This is a genomic window from Streptomyces violaceoruber (assembly GCF_033406955.1).
GTDB classification, from domain to species: Bacteria; Actinomycetota; Actinomycetes; order Streptomycetales; family Streptomycetaceae; genus Streptomyces; species Streptomyces violaceoruber.
In genome coordinates, this window is sequence record NZ_CP137734.1 from 998,416 (window position 1) to 1,012,567 (window position 14,152).

The window sequence follows — 14,152 nt, forward strand, 5'->3', positions numbered from 1 at the left end:
TTCGGTTCGGTGGTGCGGCGGGTGGGTGTCCCGGTGCGTCAGGAGACCGGCGCGGGCCGGAACCGGCGGCGGTACTCCGCCGGTGAGGTGCCGAGCGCCTTGACGAAGGCACGGCGCATGGCCTCCGGCGTGCCGTAGCCGCTGGCGCGGGAGACCTCCTCGACTCCGTCGCCGGTGTCCTCCAGGAGCCGGCGGGCGTGCTCCAGACGGACCCGGTCGACGTAGCGGCCCGGCGTCGTGCCGGTCTCCGCCTGGAAGGCGCGGGCGAAGTGGCGCGGGGAGAGGCTGGCGCGGGCGGCGAGGGACTCGACGCTCAGGTCGTCGCCGGGGTGCTCGGTGATCCAGTGCTGCAGCTCCCGCAGCGGCTCGCGTCGGGCGGTCTGGGCGGCGAGCTGGGCGCTGAACTGGGCCTGGTTCCCGGGCCGGCGCAGGAACACCACCAGGTGCCGGGCGACGGTCAGCGCGACGTCCCGGCCCAGGTCCTCCTCCACCAGCGCGAGCGCGAGGTCGATGCCGGAGGTGACACCGGCCGACGTGGCCACGTTCCCGTCCCGGATGTAGATCGGATCAGGGTCCACCTCCACGGCCGGGTGGTCCCGGGCGAGCCGGTCGCTGTAGGCCCAGTGGGTGGTGACGCGGCGGCCGTCCAGCAGTCCCGCCCGGGCCAGCAGGATCGCCCCGGTGCAGACGGAGACCAGGCGCCGGGCGCCCGTTCCGTGCCGGCGCAGCCACTCGGTCAGGCGCGGGTCGGGGTTGCGGGTGCCCCGGCCGCCGGGGACCACCAGGGTGTCCGGCTGCGGCCCGGTGCCGAGCGCCTGGTCGGGTACGAGGTGCAGACCGCTGGAAGTGCGCACGGGAGCACCGTCCAGCGACGCCGTGCGGATGCGGTAGGTCCCCGGCGTGTGCTGCTCGGCGCCCGCGAAGACCTCCACGGGACCGGTGACATCGAGGCTCTGGACCCCGTCGAAGAGGAGGACCAGAACGGTTCGGCCCGTTCGGCCGGTTCGTCGCGCCATGCCGTCGATTCTTCGCCCGGCCGCCGTACGGCCGCAATGACGAGAACCCCTCCTTTCCTGCCATGCGTCCCGCAGACCGGAAGCAACGTACTGAGCGGTTGGTAACGTGCGTGGCATGACAACTGCCGCCATCGACGCACGCGCGGGCCGCCGCTGCCACAACGCGCTCAACTCACTGCACTCGACGCACTACTTCTCCCCCGACCTGGGCCGGGAACTGGGCGGCCTCGGGGTCACGGAGGCCCCGGCCGTCAACTTCGCGGCCCGCGCCGCCGCGCTGGGTCCGGTCGGCGCCGGTGCCGTGACGGCGGCGTTCTACAACTACAAGCACGAACTCGTCGCCCGGCACGTGCCCGCCGTGTGGGAGAAGGTCACGCCGGAGCAGGCCCTGGCGGCCCGGCTGCGCGCCGTCGACGCGACGCTGCGCCGGCTGCTGGGCGAGGAGGCCGTGGCGTCGGCCGGGATGGCGGAGGCGGCCGAGCTGGCCCTGCGCGCCGCCGAGGGCTGCACGCGCAGTGGCCGCCCGCTCTACTCGGCCCACGCCGACCTGCCGGCGCCCGACGCGCCGCACCTGGCGCTCTGGCACGCGGCGACGCTGCTGCGCGAGCACCGCGGCGACGGTCACCTCGCCACGCTGATGACCGCGGGTCTGGACGGCCTGGAAGCGCTGGTGACGCACACGGCGACCGGCAAGGGCATGGCACCGAAGTGGATCTTCACCACCCGGGGCTGGACCCAGGAGGAGTGGGACGCGGCCGCGGGCCGACTGCGCGAGCGCGGGCTGGTCGACGCGGCCGGCGGGCTGACCGAGGAGGGCACGGCCCTGCGCGAGGGCATCGAGCGGGAGACGGACCGGCTGGACACGGCCCCGTACGCGCACCTGGGCGCGGAGGACGTGGCGCGCCTGACGGAACTCGCGTCGGGCTTCGCGCGAACGGCGCTCGGTGCGGGCGCCTTCCCGGCGGATCTGCTCGCCAGGCGCTGACGACACGCCCGGGCTCGGACGGAGTGTACGGACAGGCATGCGAGGCCGCGACCGAGGTACCCGTAAGTCTCCCGGCCGGGTCGGCCGGGAGACGAAAGGGGCTTCACGTGTTCCGTGCCATCGCAGACGTTCTGCGCCAGATCGGTGGAGCGATCGCCACCGTGGTGACGCTTCCCTTCCGGGCCCTGGCCCGGCTCTTCGGCGGGGCCTCGTCCTCCACCCGGAGCCGCAGGGTCTGACCCGGGCCCTTCGCGTCGGTCGCGCGACCGGCCCGGACGGCGCCCTGATCCCCGATTGTCGGTGTCACCTGCCACAATTGCCGCGCAACCTCAGTGAGAAGGCGGTACGGGATCGTGACGACACCGGACGTAGGGTCCATCGAAAGCAGGATCGCCGACGAGCTCGGCGTACGGGAGCGGCAGGTGAAGGCCGCGGTCGAGCTGCTCGACGGCGGCTCGACGGTGCCCTTCATCGCCCGCTACCGCAAGGAAGCGACCGAGATGCTCGACGACGCGCAGCTGCGCACGCTCGAGGAGCGGCTGCGCTATCTGCGGGAGCTGGAGGAGCGGCGCGCGGCGATCCTCGACTCGGTCCGCGAGCAGGGCAAGCTCACCGAGGAGCTGGCGGCGCGCATCCGCGCGGCGGAGACCAAGGCGCGCCTGGAGGACATCTACCTGCCGTTCAAGCCGAAGCGGCGGACAAAGGCGCAGATCGCGCGCGAGGCGGGTCTGGAGCCGCTGGCCGAGGGCCTGCTCGCCGACGCGTCGGCGGTCCCGTCGGCCGCGGCGGCCGCGTTCGTCGACGCCGACAAGGGCGTGCCCGACCCGCAGGCGGCCCTGGACGGGGCGCGCTCGATCCTCACGGAGAAGTTCTCGGAGGACGCCGACCTGATCGGCGAGCTGCGCGAACGGATGTGGACGCGCGGGCGGCTCGCGGCCAAGGTCAAGGACGGCAAGGAGGAGGCGGGCGCCAAGTTCGCCGACTACTTCGACTTCGCCGAGCCGTTCACCGACCTGCCCTCGCACCGCGTGCTCGCGATGCTGCGCGGCGAGAAGGAGGACGTGCTCGACCTCGTCCTGGAGCCCGAGGAGGCCACCGAGGGCCCGTCGTCGTACGAGGCGATCGTCGCGAGCCGCTTCGGGATCGCGGACCGCGGCCGGCCCGCGGACAAGTGGCTGCGCGACACCGTCCGCTGGGCCTGGCGCACCCGCATCCTGGTGCACCTGGGCATCGACCTGCGGCTGCGGCTGCGCACGGCCGCCGAGGACGAGGCGGTGAACGTCTTCGCCGCCAACCTCCGCGACCTGCTGCTGGCCGCACCGGCGGGCACCCGGGCGACGCTCGGCCTCGACCCCGGCTTCCGCACCGGTGTGAAGGTCGCCGTGGTCGACGCGACCGGCAAGGTCGTGGCCACCGACGTGATCCACCCGCACGTCCCGGCCAACCGGTGGGACGAGGCGATCGCCAAGCTCGCGCGGCTGGCGAAGGAGCACACGGTCGACCTGATCGCCATCGGCAACGGCACGGCCTCCCGCGAGACCGACAAGCTCGCCGGTGAGCTCATCACCAAGCACCCCGAGTTGAAGCTGACCAAGGTGATGGTGTCCGAGGCGGGCGCCTCCGTGTACTCGGCCTCCGCCTTCGCCTCCCAGGAGCTGCCGGACATGGACGTCTCGCTGCGCGGCGCGGTGTCGATCGCCCGGCGGCTGCAGGACCCGCTGGCCGAGCTGGTGAAGATCGACCCGAAGTCGATCGGCGTCGGCCAGTACCAGCACGACCTCTCCGAGGTGAAGCTGTCCCGCTCGCTGGACGCGGTGGTCGAGGACTGTGTGAACGGCGTGGGGGTGGACGTCAACACGGCCTCCGCGCCGTTGCTCGCCCGGGTCTCCGGCATCACCTCCGGGCTCGCGGAGAACATCGTGGCGCACCGCGACGCGAACGGACCGTTCTCCTCGCGGACCGCGCTGAAGAAGGTGTCCCGGCTCGGGCCCAAGGCGTACGAGCAGTGTGCGGGCTTCCTGCGGATCCGGGGCGGCGACGACCCGCTGGACGCGTCCAGCGTGCACCCGGAGGCGTACCCCGTGGTGCGGCGGATGGTGAAGACCGCCGGGCAGGAGGTGAGCGGCCTGATCGGCAACACGTCGGTGCTGCGGTCGCTGAAGCCGGACCGGTTCGTGGACGAGACGTTCGGTCTGCCGACGGTCACGGACATTCTGCGGGAGCTGGAGAAGCCGGGGCGCGACCCTCGGCCCGCCTTCAAGACGGCCACCTTCAAGGAGGGCGTGGAGAAGATCTCCGACCTGTCGTCCGGGATGGTGCTGGAGGGTGTCGTCACGAACGTCGCCGCGTTCGGGGCGTTCGTGGACGTCGGTGTGCACCAGGACGGGCTCGTGCACGTGTCCGCGATGTCGAGGACGTTCGTGAAGGATCCGCGGGACGTGGTGAAGCCCGGGGACATCGTGAAGGTGAAGGTGATGGACGTCGACATTCCGCGGAAGCGGATCTCGTTGACGTTGCGGTTGGACGACGAAGCCGCTCCGCAGGGGGAGCCGAAGAAGGAGCGTGGGGCGAGGCCTCCCCGGCAGAGGCAGCAGCGGCAGGGTGGTTCCGGGGGCGGTAAGGGGCGGCCTTCGTCGGCGCCTGCCGCGTCCAACGGAGCGATGGCGGACGCGTTGCGGCGGGCCGGGTTGGCGTAGGCGCCCGGCGCCGGGGGCGGGGCGAGGGTGGGTGCGCAGCCCGGCGGTGCGAGGTGCCTCCCCCACTCCCGGCTTCGCTGGAGCGGGAGGTGCCCCCACCGCCCACCCCAGCGGCGCGACCGCCCGCAGTTGCCGGGGGGCGAGCGGCTACGTACGTTCCACCACCTTGCCGTTCGTCACCTCCAGGCGGCGGGTGACCTTGACCGCGTTCAGCATGCGGCGGTCGTGGGTGATCAGGAGGAGGGTGCCTTCGTAGGCGTCCAGGGCCGACTCGAGCTGTTCGATGGCGGGGAGGTCGAGGTGGTTGGTCGGCTCGTCCAGGACCAGGAGGTTGACGCCTCTGCCCTGGAGGAGGGCGAGCGCGGCCCTGGTGCGTTCGCCGGGTGAGAGGGTCGACGCCGGGCGGACGACGTGGTCGGCCTTCAGGGCGAACTTGGCCAGGAGGGTGCGGATCTCCGCCGGTTCCACGTCCGGGACAGCCGCACGGAAGGCGTCGAGCAGCATCTCGGAGCCGTGGAACAGCTTGCGGGCCTGGTCGACCTCGCCGAGCAGGACGCCGGAGCCGAGCGCCGCGTGCCCCGCGTCGAGGGGGACGCGGCCCAGGAGGGCGCCGAGGAGCGTGGACTTGCCCGCGCCGTTGGCTCCCGTCACCGCCACCCGGTCCGCCCAGTCGATCTGCACGGAGACCGGACCGAGCACGAAGTCGCCGCGCCGCACCTCGGCGTCGCGCAGGGTGGCCACGACCGCGCCCGAGCGGGGCGCCGAGGCGATCTCCATGCGCAGGTCCCATTCCTTGCGCGGTTCCTCGACGACGTCCAGGCGCTCGATCATGCGCTGGGTCTGGCGGGCCTTCGCGGCCTGCTTCTCGCTGGCCTCGCTGCGGAACTTGCGGCCGATCTTGTCGTTGTCGTTGCCCGCCTTGCGCCGGGCGTTCTTGACGCCCTTGTCCATCCAGGCGCGCTGCGTCTGGGCCCGGTCCTGGAGGGAGGCCCGCTTGTCGGCGTACTCCTCGTACTCGTCGCGGGCGTGCCGGCGGGCCACCTCGCGTTCCTCCAGGTACGCCTCGTAGCCGCCGCCGTAGAGGTTGATCTGCCGCTGGGCGAGGTCGAGTTCGAGGACCTTGGTGACGGTGCGGGTGAGGAACTCGCGGTCGTGGCTGACGACGACGGTGCCGACGCGCAGGCCGGTCACGAAGCGTTCGAGGCGCTCCAGGCCGTCCAGGTCGAGGTCGTTGGTCGGCTCGTCGAGCAGGAAGACGTCGTAGCGGGAGAGGAGGAGGGAGGCGAGACCGGCGCGGGCCGCCTGGCCGCCGGACAGGGACGTCATCGGCTGGTCCAGGTCGACGGTCAGGCCCAGCGCGTCGGCGGTCTCCTCCGCTCGGTCGTCGAGGTCGGCGCCGCCGAGGCCCAGCCAGCGCTCCAGGGCGGTGGCGTAGGCGTCGTCGGCTCCCGGGGCGCCGTCGACCAGGGCCTGGGTGGCCTCGTCCATGGCGCGCTGGGCGTCGGTGACGCCGGTGCGGCGGGCCAGGAACTCCCGCACGCTCTCGCCGGGGCGGCGCTCCGGCTCCTGCGGGAGGTGGCCGACGGTGGCGGTGGGCGGGGACAGGCGCAGCTCCCCCTCCTCCGGGTTGGTCAGCCCGGCGAGCATCCGCAGGAGGGTGGACTTCCCCGCGCCGTTGGCTCCGACCAGACCGATGACGTCGCCGGGTGCGACGACGAGGTCGAGCCCGGTGAACAGGGAGCGGTCGCCGTGGCCGGCGGCGAGGTTCTTGGCGACGAGGGTGGCAGTCATCAGACCGTAGATGTTAGCCGCGGCCCGGCACGCCCCGGGTCACCGCCGTCACCAGCACGCTTCCCGGCGTCCGCGCCACCACGAAGGCCTCCCCCTTCACCGCACCCGCCTCCAGGGCGACGCGGTGGGCGCCCGGTTCGAGTACGCCGTCGAAGACCTCGCGGACGTGCGTGCGGTGGAGGCGGTCGAGGCGGTACGCGGTGAGTCGCACCCGGCAGGGCGAGGTGACCTCGACCTCGGCGCCCGCTGCGCTCGCCGTGAGGCGGGTCAGGCGGCGGCCCTCGGCCGGGCCCCGGGCCAGGGCGTGCTCGATCTGGGCGACCAGCACCGGGACGATCGGGGCGAGGCCGTCGACGTGGGCCACGTCCACCCCGGCGTCCGCGAAGGCGCGGCCCACCGAGGCGCGCTGTTCCCCGGTGACCGCGCGGCCGAAGGCGACGGCGTCGTAGGTCCGCAGTTCGTCCGCCGGGACGTCGCGGGCGTCCTGGGTGATGTCGGCGCCGATGCCGATGGTGCGCAGCGCCGCGGCGAGCCTGGCGAGCAGGGCGACGCGGGCGCCGATGAGCAGGACCCGGCGGGCGGGGTGCGCGGAGCCGTCGAGCAGGCCGGCGAGGGCCGCGCGGTACTCGGCGCCGGAGAAGCGGTAGGGGCCGATGCCGGGGTAGGCGTTCAGCTCCAGGTCGGCGTGTTCGGCGGTCTGCCAGGCGAAGTCCCGCCAGACGAAGTCGTCGCCGTCCCGCAGGATCACGGCGGTCACCGCGCCGCAGGCCAGGTCGGCGCACTCGGGGCAGCCGTAGATGACGTACCGGCCGCCGGGCAGGGGCGCGTCGGCCTCCAGGAGCAGGCCGCGGACCTGCGCGGTGAAGATGGCGGGCGGTACGTCGGAGGCGAGCGGGGAGACGGCGTCCAGATCGGAGAGCCGGAACAGGAGGGGGCGCCCGTCGACGACGAAGTCCATGAAGTCGCGGTGGACCTGGAAGTCGCCGTCGGCGTGGACTCCGCCGGCGCGCGTCGCCGGGGCCAGACCGAAGGTCGCGTACTCGGCAGCCATGCGGTGAGTATTCCCTCGGCCGGGCCTCTTGGAGCACGCCGTCGGGCGTTCGGTTAACGTCCTGGTGTGGAAACCGAACTGGATGACGAGCGGGATGGCGAAGTCGTCGTGGTCGGCGGCGGGGTGATCGGGCTGACGACGGCCGTCGTCCTCGCCGAGCGGGGCAGACGGGTGCGGCTGTGGACCCGGGAGCCCGCGGAGCGGACCACCTCGGTGGTAGCGGGCGGGCTGTGGTGGCCGTACCGGATCGAGCCGGTCGCGCTGGCCCAGGCCTGGGCGCTGCGTTCCCTGGACGTGTACGAGGAGCTGGCGGCACGGCCCGGGCAGACCGGCGTACGCATGCTCGAAGGGGTGCTCGGCGAGACCGGCCTGGACGAGGTGGACGGGTGGGCCGCGGCCCGGCTGCCGGGGCTGCGCGCGGCGAGCGCCGCCGAGTACGCCGGGACGGGGTTGTGGGCGCGGCTGCCGCTCATCGACATGTCGACCCATCTGCCGTGGCTGCGGGAGCGGCTGCTGGCCGCGGGCGGCACGGTGGAGGACCGCGCGGTGACCGATCTGGCCGAGGCGGACGCGCCGGTGGTGGTCAACTGCACCGGCCTGGGCGCCCGGGAGCTGGTGCCGGACCCGGCGGTACGGCCGGTGCGCGGGCAGCTGGTCGTCGTGGAGAACCCAGGCATCCACAACTGGCTGGTCGCGGCCGACGCGGACTCCGGGGAGACGACGTACTTCCTTCCGCAGCCGGGACGGCTCCTGCTGGGCGGCACGGCCGAGGAGGACGCCTGGTCGACCGAGCCGGACCCGGCGGTCGCGGCGGCCATCGTGCGACGGTGCGCGGCCCTGCGTCCCGAGATCGCCGGGGCGCGGGTGCTCGCGCACCTGGTGGGGCTGCGGCCGGCCCGGGACGCGGTCCGGCTGGAGCGCGGGACGCTGCCGGACGGGCGTCGGCTGGTGCACAACTACGGTCACGGCGGCGCGGGCGTCACCGTGGCCTGGGGCTGCGCTCAGGAGGCGGCCCGGCTCGCCTCCTGACGCCGGTGTCCCGGTCGGCCGGACCGCGGGGGTCAGTCCTTGTGGTGCTTGCCGATCGGGTCGCCCTCCACGTCTGTGCCGGGGCCGGGGCCGATCCGGATCTCGAAGTCGCCCTCGTACTGCTTGTGGCCCTCGATGACGGCCAGTTCGACGGCTTCGTTGGCCATCTCGCCGCGCACCATGAGCGGGTCGCGGCGCAGGTCGCGCATGAGGGCGACGCACATGAAGATCATCACGATGACGAAGGGCGCCGCCGCGAGGATCGTGAGGTTCTGCAGACCGGTGAGCGCGTCCGCCTCACCGCTGCCGATCAGCAGCATGATGGCCGCGACCGCGCCGGTCACCACGCCCCAGACGACCACCACCCAGCGGCTGGGTTCGAGCGCGCCCTTCTGCGAGAGCGTGCCCATCACGATGGATGCCGCGTCGGCCCCGGAGACGAAGAAGATGCCGACGAGGATCATCACCAGCAGGCTGGTGGCGGTGGCGATGGGGTACTCCTGGAGCACGCCGAAGAGCTGGCCCTCGGGGGTCGAGTCGTCGCCCAGCCGGTTCTGCTCCTGAAGCCGCATCGCCGAGCCGCCGAAGATGGCGAACCAGATCAGGCTGACCGTGCTGGGCACCAGGATGACGCCGCCGATGAACTGACGGATCGTCCGGCCGCGGCTGATGCGGGCGATGAACATGCCGACGAAGGGCGTCCAGGAGATCCACCACGCCCAGTAGAAGACGGTCCAGCTGCCCAGCCAGTCCGCCACCCCCTTGCCGCCGCTGATCTCGGTGCGGCCGGCCATCTGGGGCAGGTCGCCGAGGTAGGCGAAGACCGAGGTCGGCAGCAGGTCGAGGATGAGGATCGTCGGGCCCGCGATGAACACGAACACGGCGAGCACCAGGGCCAGCACCATGTTGGTGTTGGACAGCCACTGGATGCCCTTCTCGACGCCGGAGATCGCGGAGGCCACGAACGCCACCGTGAGCACCGCGATGATGCCGACGAGGAGGCCGGTGCTGACCTTGTCCATCCAGTCGAGCTTCTCCATGCCGGAGCCGATCTGGAGCGCGCCGAGGCCGAGCGAGGCCGCGGAGCCGAAGATCGTCGCGATGATGGCGAGGATGTCGATGACCCGGCCGCCGGCGCCGTTGGCGTGCTTCTCGCCGATGAGCGGGGTGAACACCGCGCTTATGGTCTGCCTGCGGCGCCTGCGGAAGGTGCTGTAGGCGATGCCGAGGCCGACCACCGCGTAGATCGCCCACGGGTGGAGGGTCCAGTGGAACAGGGTGGTGGCCATGGCCGTGGCCATGCGGTCGCCGGAGTCGGCCGGGCTGGTGCCGGGCGGGGGCGTGGTGTAGTGCGCCAGTGGCTCGCTGACGCCGTAGAACATCAGGCCGATGCCCATGCCCGCGCTGAACATCATGGCGACCCAGGACACGGTCCGGAACTCGGGTTCCTCGCCCTCGGCCCCCAGGTGGATGCGGCCGTAGCGGCTGGCCGCCAGCCAGAGGGCGAAGACCACGAAGCCGGAGGCGGCCAGCGTGAACGCCCAGCCGCCGTTGTGCAGCAGGCCACCGAGCATGCTGCTGGAGACGTCCTCCAGCGAGTCGGTGGCGGCGGCGCCCCAGATGACGAACGCCAGGGTCAGGACGGCCGTGACGCCGAAGACGACGCGGTCGGTCCGGGGCCGGTGCTCCTGCCCCGGAAGGCCCGCTTCCGAACCCGGAAGCGTGCCTCTGTCGTGCTCTTCCTTGTCGCTTGGTCGGTCCTGCGTCACAGGTGGCACCTTTCCAGTCGATCAGGCCGAAAATACTCCACCGCTACGCCCTTACCACGTAAGACGCGGAAGTCACCCCCTCAGCAGCGGGTGTCCGGTTCACCCGCGGTCACGTGGTACGTCGCGCGCTCGTCCAGGAGCAGTGGCACCAGGGCACGCTGTGACTGGCGCAGCGGTACGTAGGCGCCCTTCTCCCCGGTCGGGCGCACTCGTACACCGTGCAGAGCGAGTTCGTCCCCGACGTCCCGGTACTGGGCAGCGGTCAGCCGGTAGCCGCAGGGCGGGTCCTGGATCACCTCGGAGCCCTCGGCCGGGTCGTTGTCGGCACCGCCCAGGTAGACGGGTCCGGTATCGGACAGGCCCGCGCGGCGGGCGGCGCCCGTGGCGGCCTCGACGCGTCCGCGCCGCTCGTCCGCGAAGCGGAACATGCCGTCCAGGGCGGCGAGCTGGGAGTCCACCCGGCGCCGGTGGTTGAGGGCCGGGGCGTCACGCTCGGCGTCGGTGAGGGCGTCGACACGGCTCTCGATGAGCAGGCCGACCGCGTGTTTCACGCCGGACATGTTGCGCAGGATGCGTTCCTGGCCGTCGCCGGCGGTCTGCTTGACGGGGTCGCCGGTCTCGGGATCGGTCCAGATGCCGTACGTGCCCGTCGAGTACCCGGCGTGTTCGGCGGCGGGGCGGACGTACGCGCCGGACAGGGTTCGGGCCTCGTCGTGGACCGGCGTGCGGGTGTTGAGGTTGCGGGGCCAGAGGTCGAAGAGGTCCTTGTCGTAGTACGGGGGTGTGGCGCCGTACTCGTGCAGGTCGTAGATGACGTCGGGGCGCTCGTCGCGGACGACGGCGGCCAGGGCACGGGCTTCGGCCGTCGCCAGCGCGAGGTGGTCGCGGTTGACGTCGACGCCGTCGCCGTTGCCGCGGGTGTCGGCGGCCCGGCCGTCGGGGTTGGCGGTGGGCACCACCAGCACGGCGGTGCGGTCCAGGAACCGCCGGGTCGCGCGGTCGGTGGCGTACGCGAGGTCCCGCACGGTGGTCAGGCAGGCCTCGCGGCCGGAGGGTTCGTCGCCGTGCTGGCTGCACACGAGGAGGACCTTGTTGGCGGCGGAGGGCCTGCCGATGGTCACGAGCTGGAGGGGGCGGTTCTGCTTCGTGGTGCCGATGCGGTCCAGGGCGACGCGGTCGCTCGCCCGGTCGGCGGCGGACAGGAGTGCCTGTTCCTCCGGCTGGGTGGTCCAGCGGGCGCCGTGGGTGCGCTCGAACCCGGTGCGGGGCGCACGGGGTGCGGAGCCGTCGGCGTGGGCGGGTGCGGTGAGGAGGGACGGGACCAGGAGGGACGCGGCGAGGGACGCGGTGGTCGCGGTGAGGGTGCGCAGGCGGTTCATCGGCCTCCCTTCGGGACGCGGTGCGTGGGGTGCGGCGCGGGTGCCGGAGCGGCGGTCCCTGTACCGGCGGTGGCCCTGGTCGCGGCGGTGCCGCCGACGAACGGTACGCGGGCCGGCGTGCGCGATCGGGCCGGCGGGGGTGTCGGCGTGTCGGCGCAGGGGCCGAGGGGGCTCCGGTCGACGCGCACGGCGGACAGGTGGGCCGGGGCCGCCGTCGCGGGCGGTCTCCGGAGGGTGAGGCGCATGCGTATCGGCATGCGCGGACGGTACATCGGTCCACCCCCGCGCATAAGAGGGCCGAGGGCGGCCCATGACGGCCGGATGGCGATCGTGTGACAGGAGTGGCCGTGGACATGACGGTGCGCCCAGGGGCTGAATAGGCTCCGAACGGATTCCGAACGGATCTCGTGCCCCTACGACTTGGAGCTTTCGTGCACCGCAGATTCATCGTGCCGGGCGCACTGGGCGCCGCCTCTCTCATGCTGGCGATCCCGGCGTCGGCGGCGGCCCACTCCCCCGGCGCTCCGGGCATCGGCGACCCCTACTACCCGGCCTACGGCAACGGCGGATACGACGTCTCGCACTACGACCTGCGCCTGAAGTACCAGCCGGCCACGGACCGGCTGGAGGGGACGGCGACGATCCTGGCCCGCACCACCGCCGACCTGTCGCGGTTCAACCTCGACTTCCTGCTGGACGTCGGCGAGGTGCGGGTGAACGGCGCCAAGGCATCGTTCACGACCTCGGGCGAGCAGGAGCTGGAGATCACTCCGAAGAAGCCGCTGGACAAGGGGTCGCCCCTCACCGTCGTCGTCCGCTACAGCGGTGTGCCGTCCTCGAAGCAGGCGTTCGGCTTCACCAGTTGGCACCGCACCCCGGACGGCGGGATCGCCGCGAACGAGCCCGAGGCCGCGGCCTGGTGGTTCCCCAGCAACGACCACCCGCTCGACAAGGCCACCTACGACGTGTCGGTGCAGGTGCCGGACGGCACCCAGGCGATCTCCAACGGCACCCTCCAGTCGACGAGTTCACGGCTCGGCTGGACACGCTGGAACTGGCGCTCGGACCAGCCGCAGGCCACGTACCTCGCCACGCTGGCGGTGGGGAGGTTCGACCTCAGCACCGGCACCACCGAGGGCGGCATCCCGGTTGTCAACGCCTACAGCAGGGACCTGGGCGCGAACGACGGCGCGGCGCGGGCCAGCGTGGAGCGGACCGGGGAGGTCGCGGACTGGCTGAGCGAGTACTTCGGGCCGTATCCGTTCAACGCGCTCGGCGGCTACGTGCCGAACACCACCACCGGGTACGCGCTGGAGACGCAGACCCGGCCGTTCTACAGCCCTCGGCAGTTCGCGAACGGGTCGAACGTGTCCGTCGTCGTGCACGAGCTGGCCCACCAGTGGTACGGCGACCTGGTCTCGGTGCGCGGCTGGAAGGACATCTGGATCAACGAGGGCTTCGCGCGGTACGCCCAGTGGCTGTGGTCCGAGCACGAGGGCGAGGGCACGGCGCAGGAACTGGCCGACTACACGTACGCCTCGCACCCGGCCGACGACGCGTTCTGGACGGTGAAGCCCGGTGACCCGGGTCCGGAGAACCAGTTCGACGGCGCCGTCTACGACCGGGGCGCGCTGGCCGTGCAGGTGCTGCGCAACGCGATCGGGGACGACGCCTTCTTCACCGTGCTGAAGGGCTGGCCCGCGAAGTACGCCCACGGCAACGCGTCCGTCGCCGACTTCCAGCGGTACGCCGAGGAGGTGTCGGGCAAGCCGCTGGCCGCGCTGTTCGACACCTGGCTGTTCCAGCCGTCGAAGCCGGACGCCCCGGCGGCGGGCACCCGGTCCCTCGCGAAGGCCCCCGCGACGCCGCCCGTGCAGCCCCGTTCCTGGCGGAAGATCGCCGCGACGAACGACGTGCACGAGCACTGAGCCGCGGACGGCCTAGGCGGTGTCCCCGTGGTCGTAGACGGTCACGGGGATGCCGCGCCGGGTGAGGCGGTCGGATATGAGCGGCTCCACGCGGGACCACGTGCCGCCGGCCAGGCCGCAGCCTATGCGGGGCATGTGCACGGACGCGTCCAGCTCGGCCGCCCTGTCAGCGACGCGGCCGAGCGCGGTGCCGATGGCCTCGTAGCGCACGGGGACGCCCTTGCTGCCGGTTCTCATGCCGTGCTGGCCGATCATGTTGGCCACCCACACGTACGGCTCGACCTGAACGAACTGGACCGCGCCGAGACCGAAGTCGTTGGCCGCGCGGTCGCGGTGCCAGGCGCGATAGGCCGCCTCCGGCTGCGGCCAGCGGCGGGAGACGGCCAGGACGAAGCCCTTGCCCCAGCCCCCGAGGTCGTTGCACACGTGGGCGATCATCTTGACGCCCTTGACCGACGGCGCGGTGGCGTCACCCCGGACATAGCTGATCTCCGACATGACGCCACCG

At 72.7% G+C, this 14,152-nt stretch carries 11 protein-coding genes; 5 read left to right on the plus strand and 6 right to left on the minus strand.

From position 1 onward, the window contains the following. Nucleotides 1-38: 38 nt before the first annotated feature. Nucleotides 39-1,016: a GlxA family transcriptional regulator gene (locus R2E43_RS04715; protein ID WP_011031151.1), complete on the minus strand. Its 978-nt coding sequence runs from the start codon at nucleotides 1,014-1,016 to the stop codon at nucleotides 39-41. Between the two features lie 115 nt (nucleotides 1,017-1,131). Between R2E43_RS04715 and R2E43_RS04720 the strand changes: the two genes are divergently transcribed. From R2E43_RS04720 to R2E43_RS04730, 3 genes are all read left to right on the plus strand, one after another. Continuing rightward, nucleotides 1,132-2,001: an SCO6745 family protein gene (locus R2E43_RS04720; RefSeq protein WP_030872932.1), complete on the plus strand. Its 870-nt coding sequence runs from the start codon at nucleotides 1,132-1,134 to the stop codon at nucleotides 1,999-2,001. Between the two features lie 107 nt (nucleotides 2,002-2,108). Continuing rightward, nucleotides 2,109-2,240 (plus strand): LPFR motif small protein, encoded by a 132-nt coding sequence (locus R2E43_RS04725; RefSeq protein ID WP_010042827.1) that lies wholly within the window; start codon nucleotides 2,109-2,111, stop codon nucleotides 2,238-2,240. Nucleotides 2,241-2,354: 114 nt separating this feature from the next. Further along, nucleotides 2,355-4,697, plus strand: coding sequence for a Tex family protein (locus R2E43_RS04730; protein ID WP_016327854.1), 2,343 nt, complete (start codon nucleotides 2,355-2,357; stop codon nucleotides 4,695-4,697). Nucleotides 4,698-4,844: 147 nt separating this feature from the next. Here the strand turns inward: R2E43_RS04730 and R2E43_RS04735 are convergent, their stop codons facing one another. Together R2E43_RS04735 and R2E43_RS04740 are read right to left on the minus strand one after the other, a co-directional pair. Continuing rightward, nucleotides 4,845-6,488: an ABC-F family ATP-binding cassette domain-containing protein gene (locus R2E43_RS04735; protein WP_332055934.1), complete on the minus strand. Its 1,644-nt coding sequence runs from the start codon at nucleotides 6,486-6,488 to the stop codon at nucleotides 4,845-4,847. A gap of 13 nt (nucleotides 6,489-6,501) precedes the next feature. After that, on the minus strand, nucleotides 6,502-7,539 hold the full coding sequence (locus R2E43_RS04740; RefSeq protein ID WP_106518483.1) for an oxidoreductase: 1,038 nt from the start codon (nucleotides 7,537-7,539) through the stop codon (nucleotides 6,502-6,504). A 66-nt stretch (nucleotides 7,540-7,605) separates the two neighbouring features. Here R2E43_RS04740 and R2E43_RS04745 point away from each other — a divergent pair, with 66 nt between their 5' ends. Then, nucleotides 7,606-8,568: an FAD-dependent oxidoreductase gene (locus R2E43_RS04745; protein ID WP_003972256.1), complete on the plus strand. Its 963-nt coding sequence runs from the start codon at nucleotides 7,606-7,608 to the stop codon at nucleotides 8,566-8,568. 32 nt (nucleotides 8,569-8,600) lie between these two features. Here R2E43_RS04745 and R2E43_RS04750 read toward each other — a convergent pair whose 3' ends face one another. Then, nucleotides 8,601-10,337: a BCCT family transporter gene (locus R2E43_RS04750; protein WP_003972257.1), complete on the minus strand. Its 1,737-nt coding sequence runs from the start codon at nucleotides 10,335-10,337 to the stop codon at nucleotides 8,601-8,603. An 80-nt stretch (nucleotides 10,338-10,417) separates the two neighbouring features. Then, complete coding sequence (locus R2E43_RS04755; RefSeq protein ID WP_332055935.1) at nucleotides 10,418-11,716, minus strand: M14 family zinc carboxypeptidase; 1,299 nt, start codon at nucleotides 11,714-11,716, stop codon at nucleotides 10,418-10,420. Between the two features lie 431 nt (nucleotides 11,717-12,147). Here R2E43_RS04755 and R2E43_RS04760 point away from each other — a divergent pair, with 431 nt between their 5' ends. Beyond that, the gene (locus R2E43_RS04760; RefSeq protein WP_319128634.1) at nucleotides 12,148-13,644 is read left to right on the plus strand and encodes a M1 family metallopeptidase; all 1,497 of its coding nucleotides are present in this window, start codon (nucleotides 12,148-12,150) and stop codon (nucleotides 13,642-13,644) included. A gap of 12 nt (nucleotides 13,645-13,656) precedes the next feature. On the opposite strand, the gene R2E43_RS04765 is transcribed toward R2E43_RS04760, so the two are convergent. After that, nucleotides 13,657-14,142, minus strand: a complete 486-nt coding sequence (locus tag R2E43_RS04765; RefSeq protein WP_332055936.1) for a macro domain-containing protein — start codon at nucleotides 14,140-14,142, stop codon at nucleotides 13,657-13,659. Nucleotides 14,143-14,152: the final 10 nt, after the last annotated feature.

Coding starts and splice junctions, on each gene's coding strand:
- R2E43_RS04735 (WP_332055934.1), bottom strand. CDS start 6,488: ATGACTGCCACCCTCGTCGCCAAGAACCTCGCCGCCGGCCACGGCGAC.
- R2E43_RS04740 (WP_106518483.1), bottom strand. CDS start 7,539: ATGGCTGCCGAGTACGCGACCTTCGGTCTGGCCCCGGCGACGCGCGCC.
- R2E43_RS04765 (WP_332055936.1), bottom strand. CDS start 14,142: ATGTCGGAGATCAGCTATGTCCGGGGTGACGCCACCGCGCCGTCGGTC.
- R2E43_RS04720 (WP_030872932.1), top strand. CDS start 1,132: ATGACAACTGCCGCCATCGACGCACGCGCGGGCCGCCGCTGCCACAAC.
- R2E43_RS04755 (WP_332055935.1), bottom strand. CDS start 11,716: ATGAACCGCCTGCGCACCCTCACCGCGACCACCGCGTCCCTCGCCGCG.
- R2E43_RS04715 (WP_011031151.1), bottom strand. CDS start 1,016: ATGGCGCGACGAACCGGCCGAACGGGCCGAACCGTTCTGGTCCTCCTC.